The organism is Mesorhizobium sp. M0227, from assembly GCF_040321855.1.
Lineage (GTDB): Bacteria > Pseudomonadota > Alphaproteobacteria > Rhizobiales > Rhizobiaceae > Mesorhizobium.
Genome location: NZ_JAMYSJ010000013.1, coordinates 1 through 19,520, shown reverse-complemented (window position 1 = coordinate 19,520; position 19,520 = coordinate 1). Strand labels below are relative to the sequence as shown.

Annotated in this window: 14 protein-coding genes and 1 tRNA gene; 7 read left to right on the top strand and 8 right to left on the bottom strand. The window is 62.3% G+C overall.

Features of this window, described 5'->3' with window-relative positions; genetic code table 11:
* Window positions 1-13: 13 nt before the first annotated feature.
* Entirely contained in the window at window positions 14-1,477 is a 1,464-nt protein-coding gene (gene betB, locus NKJ00_RS18875; protein WP_352550707.1) for a betaine-aldehyde dehydrogenase, read from the top strand.
* A 23-nt stretch (window positions 1,478-1,500) separates the two neighbouring features.
* Here the strand turns inward: betB and NKJ00_RS18870 are convergent, their stop codons facing one another.
* Entirely contained in the window at window positions 1,501-3,738 is a 2,238-nt protein-coding gene (locus NKJ00_RS18870; RefSeq protein ID WP_352550709.1) for a mannose-1-phosphate guanylyltransferase/mannose-6-phosphate isomerase, read from the bottom strand.
* A gap of 11 nt (window positions 3,739-3,749) precedes the next feature.
* Window positions 3,750-5,270: a phosphomannomutase/phosphoglucomutase gene (locus tag NKJ00_RS18865; protein ID WP_352550711.1), complete on the bottom strand. Its 1,521-nt coding sequence runs from the start codon at window positions 5,268-5,270 to the stop codon at window positions 3,750-3,752.
* Between the two features lie 201 nt (window positions 5,271-5,471).
* Between NKJ00_RS18865 and NKJ00_RS18860 the strand changes: the two genes are divergently transcribed.
* From NKJ00_RS18860 to NKJ00_RS18845, 4 genes are all read left to right on the top strand, one after another.
* Window positions 5,472-5,548, top strand: a tRNA-Pro gene (locus NKJ00_RS18860).
* Between the two features lie 819 nt (window positions 5,549-6,367).
* The gene (locus tag NKJ00_RS18855) at window positions 6,368-6,538 is read left to right on the top strand and encodes a hypothetical protein (RefSeq protein WP_430981656.1); all 171 of its coding nucleotides are present in this window, start codon (window positions 6,368-6,370) and stop codon (window positions 6,536-6,538) included.
* Between the two features lie 6 nt (window positions 6,539-6,544).
* Window positions 6,545-6,988, top strand: coding sequence for a hypothetical protein (locus NKJ00_RS18850; RefSeq protein ID WP_352630765.1), 444 nt, complete (start codon window positions 6,545-6,547; stop codon window positions 6,986-6,988).
* A gap of 229 nt (window positions 6,989-7,217) precedes the next feature.
* Window positions 7,218-7,562, top strand: a complete 345-nt coding sequence (locus NKJ00_RS18845) for a hypothetical protein (protein ID WP_352550714.1) — start codon at window positions 7,218-7,220, stop codon at window positions 7,560-7,562.
* Between the two features lie 33 nt (window positions 7,563-7,595).
* Here the strand turns inward: NKJ00_RS18845 and NKJ00_RS18840 are convergent, their stop codons facing one another.
* The 4 genes from NKJ00_RS18840 to NKJ00_RS18825 all read right to left on the bottom strand — a co-directional run bounded on the left by NKJ00_RS18840 (window position 7,596) and on the right by NKJ00_RS18825 (window position 13,026).
* The gene (locus tag NKJ00_RS18840) at window positions 7,596-9,215 is read right to left on the bottom strand and encodes an ABC transporter ATP-binding protein (RefSeq protein ID WP_352630763.1); all 1,620 of its coding nucleotides are present in this window, start codon (window positions 9,213-9,215) and stop codon (window positions 7,596-7,598) included.
* A gap of 16 nt (window positions 9,216-9,231) precedes the next feature.
* Window positions 9,232-10,353, bottom strand: coding sequence for an ABC transporter permease (locus NKJ00_RS18835; protein WP_352550717.1), 1,122 nt, complete (start codon window positions 10,351-10,353; stop codon window positions 9,232-9,234).
* Window positions 10,346-11,269: an ABC transporter permease subunit gene (locus NKJ00_RS18830; RefSeq protein ID WP_027035849.1), complete on the bottom strand. Its 924-nt coding sequence runs from the start codon at window positions 11,267-11,269 to the stop codon at window positions 10,346-10,348. The genes NKJ00_RS18835 and NKJ00_RS18830 overlap by 8 nt, the downstream gene beginning before the upstream one ends.
* Window positions 11,270-11,433: 164 nt before the next feature.
* Window positions 11,434-13,026, bottom strand: a complete 1,593-nt coding sequence (locus NKJ00_RS18825; protein ID WP_023808499.1) for a peptide ABC transporter substrate-binding protein — start codon at window positions 13,024-13,026, stop codon at window positions 11,434-11,436.
* A gap of 368 nt (window positions 13,027-13,394) precedes the next feature.
* On the opposite strand from NKJ00_RS18825, the gene NKJ00_RS18820 reads away from it, so the two are divergent.
* Both NKJ00_RS18820 and NKJ00_RS18815 read left to right on the top strand, forming a co-directional pair.
* Window positions 13,395-13,850: a TadE/TadG family type IV pilus assembly protein gene (locus NKJ00_RS18820; RefSeq protein WP_196815282.1), complete on the top strand. Its 456-nt coding sequence runs from the start codon at window positions 13,395-13,397 to the stop codon at window positions 13,848-13,850.
* Entirely contained in the window at window positions 13,851-15,605 is a 1,755-nt protein-coding gene (locus NKJ00_RS18815; RefSeq protein ID WP_023808501.1) for a TadG family pilus assembly protein, read from the top strand.
* A gap of 13 nt (window positions 15,606-15,618) precedes the next feature.
* Here NKJ00_RS18815 and bglA read toward each other — a convergent pair whose 3' ends face one another.
* Both bglA and glgX read right to left on the bottom strand, forming a co-directional pair.
* Entirely contained in the window at window positions 15,619-17,244 is a 1,626-nt protein-coding gene (bglA, locus tag NKJ00_RS18810) for a beta-galactosidase BglA (protein WP_352630760.1), read from the bottom strand.
* On the bottom strand, window positions 17,231-19,234 hold the full coding sequence (glgX, locus tag NKJ00_RS18805; protein WP_352630758.1) for a glycogen debranching protein GlgX: 2,004 nt from the start codon (window positions 19,232-19,234) through the stop codon (window positions 17,231-17,233). Before glgX ends, bglA begins: the two co-directional genes overlap by 14 nt.
* Window positions 19,235-19,520: the final 286 nt, after the last annotated feature.

Genomic DNA, 19,520 nt, shown 5'->3' with positions numbered 1-19,520 from the left:
TCTGGAGAAAACCATGCGCGCCCAGCCCACGGCATCGCACTATGTCAATGGACGCTACATCGAGGACGAAGGCGGCGCGCCGCTGCCGGTCATCTATCCGGCAACCGGTGAGACCATCGCCATGCTACGTTCGGCGACGCCGAACGTGCTGGAGCTCGCCGTCGAGGCAGCGCGGGCGGCGCAGCCCGCTTGGGCGCGGCTGAAACCGGTCGAGCGCGGGCGCATCCTGCGCCGCGCCGCCGACATATTGCGCGCGCGAAATGCCGACCTTGCCCGCATCGAGACGCTCGATACCGGCAAGGCGATCCAGGAAACGCTGGTGGCGGACGCGCCTTCGGCGGCGGACTGCCTTGAATATTTCGGCGGTGCGGTTGCCGCCTACAATGGCGAGTCGGTCGATCTCGGCGGACCCTTCGCCTACACAAGACGCGAGGCGCTCGGTGTCTGCGTTGGCATCGGCGCCTGGAACTACCCGATCCAGATCGCCGGCTGGAAATCGGCGCCGGCGCTCGCCATGGGCAACGCCATGGTGTTCAAGCCTTCGGAAAACACACCGCTGTCGGCGCTGGCGCTGGCCGAAATCTACAGCGAGGCCGGGCTGCCTGACGGGCTGTTCAATGTGGTGCAGGGCTATGGCGATGTCGGCGCCGGGCTTGTCGGCCACGATGTCGTCGCCAAGGTCTCGGTGACCGGTTCGGTGCCGACCGGCCGCAAGGTGCTGTCGCTGGCCGGCTCGAAAATGAAGCACGCGACGATGGAGCTTGGCGGCAAGTCGCCGCTGATCGTCTTCGACGATGCCGACATCGAGAACGCCATTGGCGGCGCCATGCTCGGCAATTTCTATTCGACCGGACAGATCTGCTCCAACGGCACGCGCGTCTTCGTGCAGAGCGGCATCCACGACCGCTTCGTCGAGCGCCTTGTCGAGCGAACCAAAAAAATCCGCATCGGCGACCCGCTCGACCCCGAAACCCAGATGGGCCCGTTGGTCTCCAGGGCGCAGCACGACAAGGTGGTCGGCTATATCGAAATCGGCAAGCAGGACGGAGCTGTTCTCGCCTGCGGCGGCAACGTGCCTTCGTTGCAAGGTTTTCAGGGCGGTTTCTTCGTCGAGCCGACGGTGTTCACCGGCGTCACCGATGGCATGCGCATCGCCCGTGAAGAAATTTTCGGACCAGTGATGAGCGTGCTGAAATTCGATGGCGAGGACGAGGTGATCGACCGCGCCAACGACACCGAGTTCGGCCTCGCTGCCGGCGTCTTCACGCGCGACCTGCCGCGCGCCCACCGCGTCATCGCCGAGTTGCAGGCCGGCACCTGCTGGATCAACGCCTACAATCTGACGCCGGTGGAAATCCCGTTCGGCGGCTTCAAACAGTCAGGCATCGGACGTGAGAATTCGCTGGCAGCGCTGGCTCTCTATTCGCAGCTGAAGTCGGTGTATGTCGAGACTGGGGATGTAGCGAGCCCGTATTGAGAGGCCGGCCTCTCAATACGGGCTCATCCCTTCTCCACCGTCCCATCAAGATACTGCGTCAGCGCGCAGACCAGATGATAGAAGATGCTGGCAGGAACGTCCGATGCCAGCGAGCGGCCGCGCTCGTCGATGCGATCGATCCACAGGCCGAGCGGCGCCGGGTCGATGTGCCAGCGGAACAGCCGGCCGACGCGCGCTTCGATTTCCGGCTTGAGATCGGGGCCGCCAGAGCCATCCAGCGCGATCGCCGCCTTCACGGCTTCGGCCTGCGGCCAACTGCGGGATATCAGGTCGAGCGGCAGGCCTTGCCTGGAGACGGCGCCATAGGCAAGCCCGGTGGCGCGGTTGAGGCCATTGGCAGTGGCCGACGCGTAAAGTTTTCGGGCAAAGCCGCTCAACTCGGCCTGGCCGCTACGCCCGGCGAAATCTACCAGCAAAGAGGCCCATTCGAAATGGTGGCCGGGCTCGGTCCATGACCCTTTCTCGCCGGTGGAGGGTTTCCATTCGGCATCGAAATACTCGCCAAGCGTCCAGCTTTCCGGATCGAAGAAATGACTGCGGAAGAGGTCGATGATACGTGCCGCGCGCCGCAGATGGGCGCGCTCGCCGGTCGCCTGGTGCCAGGCGAGAAAGGCCTCGAGCAGGTGCATATGCGGGTTGGAGCGGCGCTCGCCTTTGCCGTCCGATGTCTCAAGAAAGCCGGTCATGCGGCTGTCTTCGAGATGCGCATCGAGAAAGGCGAAGGTTTCCTCGCCGAGGCGCAAGGCGTCGGGATTGCCTGACATATGCGCATGCGCCAGTGCCAGGAGCACGCAGGAATGATCGTAGGCATCCTCGGTGGCGTCGGCGACCGAACCGTCGACATTCAGCGTGCGAACCCAGCCGCCTTTGTCGGTGCGGCCCTTGCCGGCCATGAAGGCGATGCCGTGGCTGATCAACCGATCGGCCGGGCCGTCCCAGCCGCGCGCCCGGGCGACGGCGAAAGCATAGACCTGTCTTGCCATGGTGCGCATGCGCTTGGGCTTCATCAACGGCGAGGCGTCCAGGCCGAGCGCTTCGTGAAAGCCGCCATGGCGTTCGTCGACCCCCGATGTCGACCACAGCGGCAAGGTCTCCTGAAACAGCCAGTGATGCACGCGCCGGCGCCAGGCGCCGCTTTCGATGACGCGGTCATGCGCCGGCGTGAACCTGGTTTCCAGGCGACCCGATTTTTCGAGCTGCTCGACGATCTTCTTGACGTGTTGACTGTGGCTGACCGGGGCAACGAAGGTGGCATCCGATGTCGAAACGATGGCGATGTCCTTCATGCCGATCGCCGACAGCAGGCGGCCGTCACTGCGAATGTAGGAATTCTCGCAATCGATAGCGACGACATCGCCGATGATGACATTGCCCCGGTCGTCGGCGGGGCCGACATCGAGCAGCGACTGCCACGAGCCGAGATCGTTCCAGCGGAAGCCGGCCGGCACCATGGCGATGTCTTTTGCCCGCTCCATGATGGCGTAGTCGATCGAATTCGACGGAATGGCGGCGTAGAGTTCCAGCGGCATGTAAAGGCCGGACAGATCCGATGTCGCTGCCTTGTAGGCTGCTTCGGTGGCCTGCCAGATATCCGGCTGCAACGCTATGAAGGCGTCACGCATGGTGCGGGCGCGAAACAGGAAGATGCCGGTGTTCCAGTAGAAATTTCCGGCCTTGAGATAGCTCTGCGCAGTCGCAATATCCGGCTTTTCGACGAAGCGCGACACGTCGAAGGTGCCGCCGCTTTCGGCCGCGACCTCGATATAGCCGTAGCCGGTCTCTGGTTGCGTCGGCTTGATGCCGAACACCACCAGCCTGCCCTCGCGTGCTGCCTCGGTGCCGGCTTCTACGCTCTGCCAGAATTGGCTTGCGGTGGATATTTCGTGATCCGATGGCACCACCAGCACCAGGCTATCGCCGAATTCGGACAGTGTGCGCAGCGTCGCCAGTGCGACGGCGGCGGCTGTGTTGCGCCCGGTCGGCTCGAACAGCGGACCGCCGCCGGCGAGGTCGAGACCAGCAAGATCGGCGTGAACGCGATCAGCATGGCGCTCCGCGGCGATCAGGAAGATCGGCGTTCCGCCTTCCAGCCGGGCGGTCAGCCGACGCAAGGTCTTGGCCAGCATCGAGCCGTCGCCGGACAGATCGTGGAACTGCTTGGGGTTGTCCTCGCGCGACAGCGGCCACAGCCGCGAGCCGACGCCACCGCTCATGACAAAACTGACGATCCGCTCGGTCATTCAACTACCATTCAAAAGGTCTGGTTGTAGGCGCCCACCTCGGAGCTGCGGCGCAGCACGGCGTCGACAGCCTCGAACATCTCCCGTCGACGCTGCGACGACACCGGGCTTTCGACCACCACGACCAGTTCCGGTTTGTTCGACGAGGCGCGCACCAGCCCCCAGGTGCCGTCGTCGGCGACGACGCGCACGCCGTTGACGGTGATGAGGTCTGCGATCTTCTGCCCAGCGAAAACCCTTCCATCCCGCTTCATGGCCTGAAAATCGGCAACCACCCGTTCGACCACACCATACTTCACCTCGTCCGCGCAGTGCGGCGACATGGTCGGCGTGCCAAAGGTCAGCGGCAGCGCGCGATAAAGATCGGCCATCGAACTGCCCGGGCTGCGATCCAGCATCTGGCAGATGGCGATGGCGGTGACCAGGCCGTCGTCATATCCGCGCCCGATCGGCGGATTGAAAAAGAAATGACCCGACTTTTCGAAACCGGCGACAGCACCGAGTTCGGCGACGCGGCGCTTGATGTAGGAATGGCCGGTTTTCCAATAGTCAGTGACGGCGCCATTGGCGCGCAGCATTGCGTCGGTATGGAACAGGCCGGTCGATTTGACGTCGACGACGAAGGTCGAGTTGGGATGCTGGCTGGAAATATCCCTTGCCAGCATCACACCGACCTTGTCGGCAAAAATTTCATTGCCTTCATTGTCGACGACACCGCAGCGGTCGCCATCGCCGTCGAAGCCAAGGCCCATGTCGGCGCCTGATGCCAGCACCTTGTCCCGGATGGCATGCAGCATCCGCATGTCCTCGGGATTGGGATTGTAGCGCGGAAATGTATGGTCGAGCTCGACGTCGAGCGCGATGACCTCGCAGCCGATGCGCTGCAGCGCTTGCGGCGCGAAGGCGCCGGCGGTGCCGTTGCCGCAGGCGGCGACCACTTTCAGCTTTCGCGTGATGCGCTTGTCGCGGGTCAAATCGTCGAGATAAGTGGCGCGAAAATCGCGGACGAAATCGTAGGAGCCGCCGCCGACGAGATCGAAATCACCAGCCAGCACGATCGCCTTCAGCGCGCTCATCTCTTCCGGTCCGAAAGTCAGCGGCCGCGCCGCGCCCATCTTGACGCCGGTCCAGCCATTCTCGTTATGCGAGGCGGTGACCATGGCGACCGAAGGCACGTCCAGTGCGAACTGGGCGAAATAGGCCATCGGCGATAACGCCAGTCCGATGTCCCTCACCCGTGCGCCTGCTGCCATCAAACCGGACACCAGCGCCAGTTTGATCGACAGCGAATAGGAGCGGAAATCATGCCCGGTGACGATATCGGGACCGGCACCGACACGGCGAATCAGCGTGCCAAGCCCCATGCCGAGCGCCTGGACGCCGATCAGATTGAGCTCCGGCAGTTGCGCGGAACCGGGATGGCCGAACCACCAGCGCGCATCATATTCGCGAAAGCCGGACGCCTTGATCAGCGCTTCGGTTTCGAATTCGAAACTGTTGGGCCGGGCGTCGCCAACGATGCTGAAGGACAAGACTGGAAAACTCCGAGTGACGGAAATTACGAGTTGTCGAGGACTGCGGCTTAGCACAGAAGGCTTTAAGCCACGTTTATCCCAGGAGGGAATCCGAGCCTTTAGGGCTATGCTCGACGAAAGCCTACGAAATGCGACAGAAGTGCCGCCATGCCGCTTGCAGGAACGAAGTGTGGCGGCTATAAGCCCGCGGTCTGGTCACGGAGTGTAGCGCAGCCTGGTAGCGCACCTCGTTCGGGACGAGGGGGTCGCAGGTTCAAATCCTGCCACTCCGACCAGAAAAAACAAAGAGTTAGCGCATCCCGACTTCGGCGCTCCACCTGCCCCTCAAGCGAGATTACTCTCGTCCCCCGTCAGTCGGATGGGCGAATTTTTATTCGCGTGCCCGGCTGACAGCGATGCTGTTGCACTGGACAGTAACCAGACGGCCTCAACCGGCCGCCTGATGCTTTCGTGCGTGCGCTTCGCGGACAGATTCCGGAAAACATCCCGACTGGCACGCGCGTCCGCTCAGCGGAGGCCAAAAAAGCTCAAGATCGCTATCACGATGACCACAGCTCCGACGAGCCAAATGATATTGTTCATGATCTCTCTCCTGTTGCCTGGGGGGGAGCCCGCGCCTCTGGTAGAGAACGCGGGCCGACCAGCCTTTGCCGACTGATCTGCAGCAGACACCAAATCGTGATCCTGGCTGCGAGAAATAAACCGTCAGGCACGCCTAATGTTCCGTCGTGGCGTTCTATGATCATGGGCGCCGGCATCATCACCACGACAGCGCTGCCGTGACGGGCTCCGTCCTAACCCATCGGCACCATCCCGCGGTGATCGAACGACGGGTACTAACGCAGGGATCCGGCCCCGATTCTTGATGGGAGTCGAGTTTGGATGGGAGTGGGGCCACGAGAGGCCTCTTGGCACGCGTCCCGATCATGTGCCCACGACCAGACTTAGGTCCGGCCCTTGCCCGACCGAAGTCCAGGTTGGAAACGCTTGCCCTTGCCCCAAATTCGGGTGGCGGGCAAAAAATGGTCAATGAAACTAAGAGCAGCAGCATGTCGAACCGTGAGACCAAAAGATCCCATGCCCTGAGCATGCGCATGACAGAGATCAAAGCCAGGATGCAGGAAGCCCAGATTACCGAAGACGAGATGAAGACCTTCCAGAAGGTCGCGGCCATCATGGAGGGTCGCGAGGGGCGAATCGAGGTTGACGACCTGATTGCCGCGTCATTCCTCACCGACACGCAGCTGAACAGCCAGAAGCGTTAAGCGACCATGCCGACGATTAGCAGACTTTTTGATTCCCCCGCCGATGCGGCGCGGGTTGCCAGCGACTTGGTGGCGGCCGGAATTCCTCGCGTACAGATCGCGATCATCGGGCCTTACAATGACGAGGCGGGATCTCTTCGGGTTTCCGCTTTGGGATCGTTATTTGGCGCTGCCGCCGGCGGGTTGGTCTGCCTGAGTGCCGTTGCGGCCTATGGCATCAATCCTGTTGCTGCGGGCGTATTGCCAACAGCGGTGGCTGGCGCGTTCTGTGGCGGCGTTGCCGGCGGTCTGTTTGGAACATTCGCCATAGCCGCCATAAAAGCGGATGATCAGGAGGTTGCCGAGGGGGTGGTTCTGGTGACGGCGCATGTCGATGAAAATGAGGCCGACATCGCTCAGACAGTGCTCGGCGGTCGCCCCCCGTCGACGCTCGTGGCCGAAGCAGCGTAGGAGCCGAAGCAGCGTAGGAAAGGCGTCACGACGTCCCCGGAACTCTTCCTTTGCCAGAGATTGAGCCCAACACTCGGCAGATAGCAATTCGAGTGACTGAAATGTTCCTGCGTCGACCGAAAGGTCGGCCCCAGTGGCAGGTTCGCGGCCGCATATTTTGACGAAAAGGTGCGTCGGCTTTAGGGTCGATGGACCTGATGAAAGACTGAAACGGCGGGCCGAGTGCGACATGAATTTGAATTCAACCACAATCCCGCCCTTGATCCTTGTGATGACGCTGGTTCTCGTCGCTGGCTGTTCATCGCTCGGAAGAACCGTCGATCCAGCGAAATACGATTCGATGACGTGCACCGACCTCAACAGTGCGATGGGAGACGTCGCCCGTGACATCTCGCAAACGGCAATCACGCGCGGCAAGGTCACCAACACCAATGTTCCACGCTGGCTGCTCGGCGGCTCACGCGTGAAGACCGCGGTGGCCAACCGCGAAACAGCCAGGATCGACCGGCTTAAGCAGCAACAGGATGCCATTGCCGCTGTGCGAGCGCGCAAGTGCCCGAGGTCCGCGAATTGAGCGGACAGCCAATGCCTTGGTGCGGAGCCCGGTTCAGGCGCTCAGCCGAAATCGCGTCACGTCGATCGCGGCCGCCATCAGCGTCTGCGTGTAGGCGTGCTGCGGATTGCTGAAGATCGCCTCGGTCGGCCCTTCCTCGACGATCTTGCCCTGTTTCATGACGATGATGTAGTCGGCCATGGCGCGCACGACCGACAGATCATGGCTGATGAAAAGATAGGACAATTCGTGGTCCGCCTGCAGCTTGCGCAGCAGTTCGACGATCTGTTTCTGCACAGAGCGATCGAGCGCCGAGGTCGGCTCATCCAAGACCACCAGCCTGGGCTTCAGGATCATGGCGCGAGCAATGGCGATGCGCTGCCGCTGGCCGCCCGAGAATTCGTGCGGGTAGCGATTACGTGCGTTGTGGTCGAGGCCGACCTCGCGCAAGGCCTCGACCGCGCGTTGATCACGCTGCTTGCCTGAAAGATCAGGCTCATGCACCAGAAGTCCTTCAGTGATGACCTGGCCAACGGTCATGCGCGGCGACAGCGAGCCGAACGGGTCCTGGAAGACGAGCTGCATCTGGCGCCGCAGCGGCCGCATCGCCTGCCGGTCGGCTTGGGAAATGTCGCGATCGCCGAAACGGATGAGCCCGTCGCTCGGCAACAGCCGCAGCAAGGCGCGGCCGAGGGTCGACTTGCCCGAGCCGGATTCACCGACGATGCCGATGGTCTGGTTGCGCTGCAGCCGGATGGAGATGTGATCGACGGCACGCAGCATCAGCGGTTCACCAGCAAGAAACCCGCCGCCGATCCTGAACGTCACTTCGACATTCCTGCCTTCGAGCAGCACCGGGGCATTGGCGGGCGGCGGCGCCTTGCTGCCGGTCGGCTCGGCCGCCAGCAGCATTTTCGTGTAGGCATGCTGTGGGTTGGCGAAGATCGCCTCCGCCTCCCCCTCCTCGACAACCTCGCCCTGGCGCATGACATAGACCCGGTCGGCAAAACGGCGGACGATGCCAAGATCGTGGGTGATGAAGATGATCGCCATGCCGAGCTTGCGCTGCAATTCGGCCAGAAGCACCAGGATCTGCGCCTGTATGGTCACGTCGAGCGCCGTCGTCGGCTCGTCGGCGATCAATATGTCAGGGTCGTTGGCGAGCGCCATCGCGATCATCACACGCTGGCGCTGGCCACCGGACATTTCGTGCGGATAGGATTTCATCCGCCGCTCGGGATCGGGAATATGCACCAGCCGCAGCAGTTTGAGCGCCTCTTCCCGCGCGTCGGGGGCATTCAGGCCCCGATGCCGGCGGATCGGTTCGATCAACTGATTGCCGATCGAATAGAGCGGATCGAGCGAAGTCATCGGCTCCTGGAAGATCATGCTGATCTTGCGGCCACGGACCTTGTTGAGCTCGGACTTGCTGAGCGTCAGCAGATTGCGGCCGCGATAGTCGACGTGACCTGTCGCCTCGCCGTTCGATGCCAGCAGGCTCATCGCCGCCATCATCGTCTGGCTTTTGCCGGACCCGGATTCGCCAACCACGGCAACGGTCTCGCCAGATTTGACATGGATGTTGATGCCCTTGACTGCTTCGACGGCGCCGTCAAGCGTGCGGAAGCGGACACGCAGATCCTTGACGCTGAGGATCGTTTCGGAAGCAGCCATCTCGGCGATCCCCATCTTAGCGATCCCTTGGGTCAAGTGCGTCGCGCAGGCCGTCGCCGACGAAATTCAGCGCGAACAGCGTCGAGACGAGGAAGAAGGCGGGGAACAGGAGCAGCCAGTTGGCGGTGCCGATGTTCTTGGCGCCGACCGAGATCAGCACGCCCCAGCTGGTCATCGGCTCCTGCACGCCGAGGCCGAGAAACGACAGGAAGCTTTCCAGGATGATGACCTGAGGCACCAGCAGCGTCATGTAGATCACCACCGGGCCGAGCAGGTTGGGGATGACGTGGCGCAGCAGGATGCCGCGCTGGCCGACGCCCATGGCTTCCGCCGCCTGGACATATTCCTGCCGGCGGATCGACAGCGCCTGGCCGCGCACGATGCGCGCCATGTCGAGCCACAGCACGGCGCCGACCGCCAGGAACATCAGCACGAAGTTGCGGCCGAAGAACACCACCAGCATGATGACGAAGAAGATGAAGGGCAAGGAATAGAGCACGTCGACGATGCGCATCATCACCTCGTCGACCTTGCCGCCGGCAAAGCCTGCAGCGGCCCCGTAGACCACGCCGATCATCACCGCCACGACGCCCGCGAGCAGGCCGATGGCCAGCGATATGCGCCCGGCCATCAGCGTGCGCGAGAGAAGATCGCGGCCCGTGTTATCGGTGCCGAACAGGAAATATTGCTGCTTGATCGAGGCGCTCATCGTCACTTCGAGACCGTCGGGCGACTTGCTCTCGATCTTGGTGCCGTCAAAGGCATCGGAACGGTCGAGATAACGGATGTTGCGATCGTCGATCGGCCTGGTCGACTTGACGGTGACGAAGACCTGGTTGCCTTCCTGCCGCCACTCCTTGATGTCGACCCGCATGCGCTTGATCGCTTCGGTAAGCGCCGTCTCGACCATGTCGGCCTTCGGATAGGCTGACAGGCTTGGCGGCATGCGCACATAGTCGGCATAGATGGTAGTGTATTGATGTGGCACGAACCACGGCCCGAACACGCTGACGACACCGATCAGGGCAAGGTAGTACAGGCTGAACATGGCGGCGCGATTGGCCTTGAGACGCGCCCAGGCATCCCCCCAGAGTGAACGGCCGATGACGGCGGGGGCTGTGGCTGCGATGTCAGTCATAGCGCACCCTCGGATCGACGACCGCGTACATGACGTCGACGATCAGGTTGAAGACAATGGTAAAGATGGCGATCACCACCACCGTTCCCATCACCAGCGTGTAGTCACGATTGAGCGCGGCATCGACGAAATAGCGGCCAACGCCTGGAATGGAGAAGATCGTCTCGACAATGACCGAGCCGGTCAGCAATGCCGCCGCCGCCGGACCGGTGAAGGAGACGATCGGCAGGATGGCGCCGCGCAGCGCGTGCTTGACCACCACCGACCAATCGGACAGGCCGAGCGCGCGCGCCGTGCGGATGTGATGGGACCGTAAGGATTCGATCATCGAGCCACGCATCAGCCGGGCGACGATGGCGATCTGCGGCAGAGCGAGCGTCAACACCGGACCGACCTTGTTGATGAAAGCGCCATCGCCCCACCCACCGATCGGCAGCAGCCTCCAGGTCAGCCCGAACAGGAGTTGGATCACCGGCGCGATGACGAAGGTTGGGATGGTGCTGCCGGCCGTCGCCAGCGCGATCACCGTATAGTCGCCAAGCTTGTTCTGGTTAAGCGCCGCAATGGTGCCGAGCACACAACCGAGCAGCAGCGCCAGGACGAGCGCCGAGGCGCCGAGCTGAACCGATATAGGCAGGCCCTTGGCGAAGAGTTCGGTGACGGTGAAGTCCGGCATGTTGTAGCTCGGGCCGAAATTGCCGCGCAGCAGATTGCCGAGATAATGGACGAATTGCAGCCAGAGCGGGTCGTTGAGGCCGAACTGGGCTTCGAGATTGGCCTTGATCTCGGGGCTCAGCCCCCGCTCTTGGTTGAATGGGCCGCCCGGCGCGACGCGCATCAGGAAAAACGCCATGGTCACGATGACGAACAGCGTCGGGATGGCGGTCAGAAGCCGCCGTAATACGTATCGCAGCATCGGTGCCCCGCTTGATCCAGAGCAACGCGCGTCCAGCCGGACGGTTGCGCTCTAGCCTTCAAATCTTCGCACCGACATACCGAAAATCGATTCCGGTTTCCGGACCGATGCGATGGCCAACCAGCACCGCCGCGCATTGAGTTGCGCGGCGGCCCGGCTAAGGATCAGTCCTTACTGATGAAGCGGGACGGATGGATATCCATCACATTGTCGTCGAAGCCATGCAGCTTCGAGGAAACGATGTCGTGGAAGCTGTAGTAGAGAAGCGGAATGTTACCGACGTCATCGACAAGGATGCGCTCGGCCTCAGCGAGGTCCTTCATGCGCTCTTCCGGCTTACCGCCGGCAGCCGCCGCCTTGTCCATGGCCGCTTCATATGCCGGGCTGACATAGCTCGAATAGTTGTTACCGCTGGCCTTGCGGGTGATGCCGAGGAAGGTCTCCGGATCCTTGTAGTCGGCGATCCAGGCGGCACGCGCCACGTCGTAGTCGCCCTTCTGCTCGAGGAAGGAGTAGTGGGTCTTGGTGTCGGTGTTGACGAGCGAGACGTCGACGCCGAGCGGCTTCAACTGTTCCTGGATGGCGACGGCCGTGTTCTTGTGGTTTTCCGACGTGTTGTAGCGGATCTCCATCTTCAAGGGATGCTCGGGCGTATAGCCGAGTTTCTCGAGGGTCTTCTTGGCAGCGTCCTCGCGGTCGATCTGCGACATGTCGGCGTATTTGGCCGTTGCCGGCGAGTAGCCCGCGATGCCCGGAGGCACCATCGAATAGCCAGGCAGCATCGAGTTCTGCCAGACCTTCTCGGCGAGGAAGTCGCGGTCGATCGCCATCGAGATGGCGTTGCGCAGTTCGACATTGTCCCACGGCGCCTTGTCGGTCTTGATCGCATAATAATAGGTGCCGAGATAAGGTCCGACGCGGACCTGGTCGCCGAACTTGGTCTTGAGGTCAGCGAGCTGTTCGGTCGGCAGGTCGCCGTAGCTGTCGAGTTCGCCGGCCTCGAAGCGCTTCATCGCCGATGAGCGGTCTTCGGTCGGGATATAGTTGACGACGTCCATCTTGACGGTCGCGGCGTCCCAGAATTTCGGATTCTTGACCAGCTTCATGTGGTCGTTGGGAATCCACTCGGCCAGCGTATAGGCGCCGTTCGAAACGAGATTACCCGCCTTGATCCAGTCGGCGCCGAGCTTGTCGATCGAAGCCTTGTTGACCGGATAGGTGGCCTGATGGGTCAGCATCTCCAGGAAGTAAGGCGTCGGCGCCTTCAGCGTGACTTCGAGGGTATTTGCATCAATCGCTTTGACACCCATATCCTCCGGCTTGCCCTTCTTGGTGTTGACGTCCTCCGCACCCTTCACCGGGTACAGCATCGAGGCGTATTCGGCAGCGGTGGCCGGGTCTTCCAGCCGACGAAACGAATAGACGAAGTCGTCCGCCGTCACCGGGCTGCCATCCGACCAGAGGCCATCCTTGCGCAGCTTGAAGGTGTAGACAGTGCCGTCGTCGGACACTGTCCAGCTTTCGGCCGCGCCCGGAATGAGGTTCGTCTTCTGGTCATGCATGACCAGGCCCTGGAACAGGTCGCGTATGATATCGGCTTCGTAGACTGTCGAGGTCTTGTGCGGATCGACCGTCTCCGCTTCGGCGGCGCTGCCTCTGTTATAGACGGTCTCGGCGAAAGCCGGCGTGTAGAACGTGCCGGCGGCCAGCGCCATGGTCGTGGCGAGCACCGTCGCCTTCAGCATGTTTTTCAGCATGAAGTTCTCCCTGTCGGCGCTGCCGTTGGCGCGCCTATTAAGTGTTGACGCCCTGGAGCCGATATCTGACCCCTTTGAGCGCGCCGCTGGTTCCCGTCCTGCGGCTCGTGCCCAGACACTAACGCGGAGAATTTTTATTTCAACAGACTCTCTGGGTCACCCAAAGTAAGGCGGACGAAAGCTATGGCGTGGCCGCTGAAACACCAGCCGAAACCAGAAGCTTGACTTGGTTTCTTCACCTCGACGCCATTTTTCACCGCGAATCGGAGCCACGCCAGTTTGCCGGAATGTCTTAATGCGTTCTTAAGCAACCACAGGTTACATTACGATTGCCTTCTATACAGTTCGATCTCAGACGCGTGGCGGCTATGAGCAACGGAGCAAGTAAATTGCCCAAAGTCTTTCATTTGGTGCGAAAATTTCAAGAAGAACGTGGAACTTCAGCGGTTGAATTTGCCTTACTCTCGCCGATCTTCATTCTTCTTCTACTCGGAATGGTTGCATACGGTATATATTTCGGCGCCGCCAACTCGATCCAGCAGATCGCAGCGGATGCGGCCCGCACGGCCATTGCCGGGCTGAACCAGACCGAGCGCCAGACGCTCGTGGCCAGCTTCGTCACCAACAATGCCGGCGGATATCCCTTCGTGGATGTCAGCAAGTTGACCTACCAGGCCAACGACAGCGCGGCCGATGGAAGCCAGTTCGTGGTGGCCATCCAGTACGATGCCCGCAACCTGCCGATCTGGAACCTTTTCCCGGGCATAGCCATGCCCGGGACCACCATCAAGCGCCAGTCAACGATTAGGGTCGGGGGCATTTAAATGCTGCTGCATGCGTGCAATGGGATCGGTCGGCTTGCCCGGTTGATGCTGGGTGACAGGAAAGCGAACTTCACCGTCATGGCGGCATTGAGCGCGCCGGTGGCGCTGGCGCTGGCCGCGGTGGCCATCGACGAAGCCTCGATCTACACCGAGCGCCGCGAAGCACAGGCAATGGTGGATCTGGCGGCGATCACCGCCGCCTCGAACATGACCAAAGTCAACACCGCGGTTGTCACCACGCTGACCGACAACGGCATGCCAGGGGTTGTCGTTCAAAGCTCGGGACAGACGATCGAGCCGGCGGCCGGCAAAACCGTCGTGACGGTCACACCCGGGCGATATGTGGCATCCGGCGCCAATGTGGGCCAGCGTTTCCAGGCCAGCGTAACACCCTACAATGCCGTCCGTGTCACCCTGAAGAAGATCCCGGCCCGCTATTTCGCGAGTTCGCTGATCCCCACTCCCGTCATCGGCACCCAAGCCATCGCCAGCATGACGCCGCAGGCGACGTTCTCGGTCGGATCGAGGCTCGCCAGCCTCGATGGCGGTATCCTCAACGCGCTTCTCGGCGGACTTCTCGGCAGCAACATCTCGCTCAGCGTCATGGACTACAACGCGCTGCTCTCTGCGGATGTGAGCGTGCTCTCCTTCGTCGACGGCCTTGCCACACAGTTGAACCTGACCGGCGTATCGTATACGGATGTGCTGGCATCGAAGGCGACCGTCGGCCAAATCGCCACGGCCATGGCCAATGTGCCGGGGCTTGGCAACACGGCCAAGGTCGCCCTGCAGACGATCGCTTCCAAGTCGACCAGCACGGTCAAGATCCCGCTCAGTCATCTGGTCGATCTCGGCTCCGTCGGCAAGTTGGGCCTCGGCCAAAAGCCGGCCGGCCTTGGCGTCGATGCCAGTGCGATGGGCATGCTGACCGCCGCCGCCGGACTGGCAAACGGTTCGAAGCAGGTCGACGTCGCGCTCGGCGCCGCCATTCCGGGGGTGCTGTCGACCACGCTCGCCATCGCTATCGGCGAACCGCCGCAATCCTCGCCATGGCTGGCGGTTGGCGAGGTCGGCGCCATTGTGCGGACGGCGCAGACCCGCATCAAGCTAATAGTGAAGATCGGGGGCGGCAACAAAAATGTCGGAGGCGGTATCACCTTGGTATCGGTCAGTTTGCCCCTGCATGTCGAAGTCGCCTATGCCGAGGCCAAGCTCATGGACATAAGTTGTCCAACAGGCCCTGACAGTATCAAGGTCACCGTTGCTACACGTCCCGGTATCGTCGAAGGACATCTCGGTGACAGCAGCAGCGCCGGCTTTGCCGATTTCACCAATAAGGAGACGTTTTCCAACACCGAAATCGCGGCCGTGAAACTTCTGCTCATCCCCGTGGTGTCCGTAGTGGGCTCGGCGGCGTTTAACATGGCCAATAACCCCGCGACGACGCTGACTTTCAACAAGGCCGACATCGATGCCAAGACGATAAGGACCGCTTACACGCAAAACTTTACCCAATCGTTGACTACGTCGCTGGTCAGCGGCCTGTCGCTGACGGCGAATTTACTCGGCCTGCCGCTGAATCTGGACGCCCTTCTGGGATTTGTGAAGCCGCCGGTGGTGGCACTTCTGAACAGCGTGGCAGCCCCGATCGATACCTTGCTTGCCAACCTGCTTGGAGCCCTTGGCGTGCGTCTCGGCGAGGCGGATGTCCGGGTCACCGGTGCGACTTGTGGACGCTCCGTGCTGGTGCAGTAGAGCAGTCGAGGCATCAGTCGAGCCTACCGAGGAAGCATCCAAGTCCCGGCAGCAAAAGCTCGACCTCCCTGGTTAGCGAGGCATCGCCGTCAAGTTCCGTAACCGCTCCGATATCCCCCGGCAACGGCCAACTGGCCGGTCCCTCGGCGAAATTGAAGACACAGAGCAGTCTTTCGCCGCCGCCCTCGCGGATGAAAGCCAGCACGTCACCCTCGGCGTCGAGAAAGCGGATCGAGCCTGATACCAGCGCCTCATGCTCCCCGCGCAAGGCCAGCGTGGTCCGATAGGACTTCAGCACCGAGGCCGTGTCGGCATTCTGGGCGTCGACCGCGCGGGTGCGATGGCTGGCCGGTATCGGCAGCCAGGGCTTGGCCGTGGAGAAGCCTGCATTGTCGGCGCCGGCCTCCCAGACCATTGGCGTGCGACACCCATCCCTGCCCTTGACGCCTGGCCAGAAGCGGATGCCGACGGGATCGCGCAGATCCTCATAGGCCAGCTCCGCCTCCTCCAGGCCCAGCTCTTCGCCCTCATAGAGGCAGATCGAGCCGCGCAGGCAGGCGAGCAGCATGATCGAGAATCTTGCGACCGCGTCGGGATCGCTGCCCGGCCTTGTCCAGCGGCTGACATGGCGCACCACGTCATGGTTGGAGAACGCCCAGCAGACCCAGCCGTCGGAGACGGCCGCTTCGAAGGCTTCGACACAGCCACGCACATGCGCGGCCGAGAACTGCGGACCGAGCAGGTCGAAGGTGTAACACATATGCAGCTTGTCGCCGCCTGAGGTGTAAGCGGCGAGCGTCTGCAGCGAGCGGCCTTCATCGCCGATTTCGCCAACCGCGGCGCGGTCGGCGTATTCGTCGAGCAGCGCCCTGAAGCGGCGCAGGAACGCCAGGTTTTCCGGCCGCGTCTTGTCGAACAGATGCTCCTGGTAGAGGTAGGTGTTGGTCTCGCCGTTGGTGCCGGCGACGCTCGACGCCAGCGGCGGATTGCTGCGCAGCCAGCGGTCGTGGACATAGTAATTGACCGTATCGAGCCGAAAACCGTCGACGCCGCGCTCCAGCCAGAAGCGCACCGTGTCGAGAAGCGCGTCCTGGACATCCGGATTGTGGAAATTCAGATCGGGCTGCGAGGCAAGGAAATTGTGCATGTAATACTGCCGGCGGGTCGAATCCCATTCCCAGGCAGGGCCACCGAAGACGGAGAGCCAGTTGTTGGGCGCGCCGCCATCGGGCTTGGTATCGGCCCAAATGTACCAGTCGGCCTTGGGGTTATCGCGGCTGGCGCGGCTTTCGACAAACCAGTCGTGCTTGTCGGACGAATGCGACAGCACCTGGTCGATGACGATCTTCAGGCCGAGACGATGCGCCTCGGCGACCAGCGCATCGAAATCCTCGAGCGTGCCGAACATCGGATCGACATCGCAGTAATCCGACACGTCGTAGCCCATATCGGCCATCGGCGACTTGAAGAAAGGCGACAGCCAGACCGCGTCGACACCAAGCGAGGCGACATGGGCGAGCCTCGATGTGATGCCTCTGAGGTCGCCGCTGCCGTCGCCGGTGGTGTCCTGGAAGGAGCGCGGATAGATCTGGTAGATGACGCAACCGCCCCACCATCCGGTCCTGTCACCTGCCGCCATTGCGCTTCTCCCCTGTGCCGGCTTGCGCTCGTTCGATCATGAAGATCACCGCCCGTCCCGATATCGGTCGCGAACTGTCCGCCGCATCCGGCGCTTTGATGGCTGGAGCCCAGAAGAAGCCGTCTCGCTCAGGCAAGGTGAACATGCAGGCCCAGCGATCGCCGTTGATGATGACGGCAAGGCGGCTGACGCCACCCAGGATCATGACGAGGCGGTACCGCTGCGGGTCCTGCCAGCACTGTTCATTGAGCGGCGCGCCTGTCTCGGTCAGCCATGCGACGTCCGGCATCCCCGAACCTGCCTGCGGCTGGCCAGTTAGGAAGCTTGTATCGAAGAGCGCCGGCATCGACCGGCGCAGCCTCGAGAGTTCCACCGTGTAGCGCTCCAGCGCCTGGTCACGGCCGGCCCAGACGAGCCAGGTGATCTCGTTGTCCTGCGCATAGGCGTTGTTGTTGCCTTGCTGGGTGCGGCCGAATTCGTCGCCCGCGGTCAGCATGATGGTGCCGCGTGAGGCAAACAGCGTGGCGAGCAGCGCGCGCTGATCGTTCAGGCGAGCAGTTGGTACGGCCGGATCGTCCGCATCCCCTTCGACGCCGTTGTTCCAGGACAGGTTTTCATTGTGGCCGTCGCGGTTCTGCTCGCCATTGGCTTCGTTGTGCTTGCGCTCGTAGCGCACGATATCGGCGAGCGTCATGCCGTCATGGGCGGCGATGAAATTGACGGTCCGACTGGCGTTTTGCCTGTTCGTTGCGAACACATCGGACGAACCGGCAAGCCGGGTCGCCAGCGCACCGACCATGCCGGCGTCGCCGCGCCAAAAGCGTCTGACATCGTCGCGATACTTGTCGTTCCATTCGAGGAAGGGCGGCGGGAAATTACCGAGCTGATAGCCGTCGGAACCGATGTCCCACGGCTCGGCGATCAACACCCGATCGGCCAGCAGCGGGTCGTCGCGCATCGCTCTCAGCAGCGGCGCCTCGGCATCGAATGTTCCCTCGACCCGCCCCAGAATGGGAGCGAGATCGAAGCGGAAGCCGTCGACGCCGGCATCCCTGACGAAATGGCGAAGCGTGTCGAGGACCATCTCCTGGACGACAGGATGGTCGCAAGCGACCGTGTTGCCGGTACCGGTATCGTTGGCCAGCCCGCCGTCTGATGTGTGCCGGTAGTAGGCCTGGTTGTCGAGGCCGCGCAGCGACAGCGTCGGGCCAAGCCTGTCGCTCTCGCCGGTGTGGTTGAAGACGAGGTCGAGGATGACGCCGATGCCAGCCTCGCGCAGCACGGCGACCGTGTTTCGCAATTCAATGATGCCGTCAGGCGCCAAACGCGGATCGAGGGCCATGAACGTCACGGGATTGTAGCCCCAGGCGTTGCGCAGCCCGAGCCGCGGTAAATGCCGCTCGTCGATCGACGCGGTCACCGGCATCAGTTCGACCGCGCCAACGCCGAGTTTTTTCAGGTGCTCGATAATCACGGGATGAGCGAGAGCGGCAATGGTACCACGCGATTTTTCCGGAACATCAGGATGCAGCATGGTGAAGGCGCGCACCGGCACTTCGTATATCAGGCCGCCTGGCTGGAATAGCGGCGGCGCAGCCTGCACCGGCTTCGGCAGCGCAGCGGCAATCGCCTTCGGCATCAGCGGCGCGGTATCGGCGCCCTCGCCCCGGCACTGGGCCAGCCGCCAGTCATAGACGTAGCACCTGTCGATCTCGACGGCATAAGGATCGGTCAGGAGCTTGGCGGGATCGAACCACAGTCCGCGTTCCGGCGCGTAGTCGACATCGGCGCGAAAGCCGTAGCGGATGCCCTGGCCAAGGCCCGCAACGAACAGCGCATGGACGCCCTCACCTTCCGGCTGCAGTTCGAGCCGTTCGATCTCCCGGTTGCCCTGCTCGTCGAAAATCGAGACCCAAAGCCGACGGGCGGCCTGCGACCAAGCGGCAAAGCGGATGCCTTCGCGGGTGATGGTGGCGCCGAGCTGGGTCACTGGAAAATACCGCCAAGGTTAGCGCGAGGCACCCCCCTCTGCCCTGCCGGGCATCTCCCCCTCAAGGGGGGAGATCGGACCGTCGCATCGCTTTCGCCAACGGCCAACACAGCATGAGGAACGAGGCGCTGAAACTGCCGATCTCCCCCCTTGAGGGCCTGTTGCAAAATTGTGTGGATGTGATTCCCTGTTTTTGAAACAGGGATCTTGCGATGACGACGAAGCCGAGCGGTCAGTTCAGTTTTGTGGAGGCTCTGCTGCCGCAGGGTCTTGGTCGGAGCGGTCG

Bases quoted from the DNA above. Each gene is read 5' to 3' on its own strand.
- betB (WP_352550707.1), top strand. From the start codon at position 14: ATGCGCGCCCAGCCCACGGCATCGCACTATGTCAATGGACGCTACATC.
- NKJ00_RS18870 (WP_352550709.1), bottom strand. From the start codon at position 3,738: ATGACCGAGCGGATCGTCAGTTTTGTCATGAGCGGTGGCGTCGGCTCG.
- NKJ00_RS18855 (WP_430981656.1), top strand. From the start codon at position 6,368: ATGACAGAGATCAAAGCCAGGATGCAGGAAGCCCAGATTACCGAAGAC.
- NKJ00_RS18850 (WP_352630765.1), top strand. From the start codon at position 6,545: ATGCCGACGATTAGCAGACTTTTTGATTCCCCCGCCGATGCGGCGCGG.
- NKJ00_RS18845 (WP_352550714.1), top strand. From the start codon at position 7,218: ATGAATTTGAATTCAACCACAATCCCGCCCTTGATCCTTGTGATGACG.
- NKJ00_RS18840 (WP_352630763.1), bottom strand. From the start codon at position 9,215: ATGGCTGCTTCCGAAACGATCCTCAGCGTCAAGGATCTGCGTGTCCGC.
- NKJ00_RS18835 (WP_352550717.1), bottom strand. From the start codon at position 10,353: ATGACTGACATCGCAGCCACAGCCCCCGCCGTCATCGGCCGTTCACTC.
- NKJ00_RS18830 (WP_027035849.1), bottom strand. From the start codon at position 11,269: ATGCTGCGATACGTATTACGGCGGCTTCTGACCGCCATCCCGACGCTG.
- NKJ00_RS18825 (WP_023808499.1), bottom strand. From the start codon at position 13,026: ATGCTGAAAAACATGCTGAAGGCGACGGTGCTCGCCACGACCATGGCG.
- NKJ00_RS18820 (WP_196815282.1), top strand. From the start codon at position 13,395: ATGAGCAACGGAGCAAGTAAATTGCCCAAAGTCTTTCATTTGGTGCGA.
- NKJ00_RS18815 (WP_023808501.1), top strand. From the start codon at position 13,851: ATGCTGCTGCATGCGTGCAATGGGATCGGTCGGCTTGCCCGGTTGATG.
- bglA (WP_352630760.1), bottom strand. From the start codon at position 17,244: ATGGCGGCAGGTGACAGGACCGGATGGTGGGGCGGTTGCGTCATCTAC.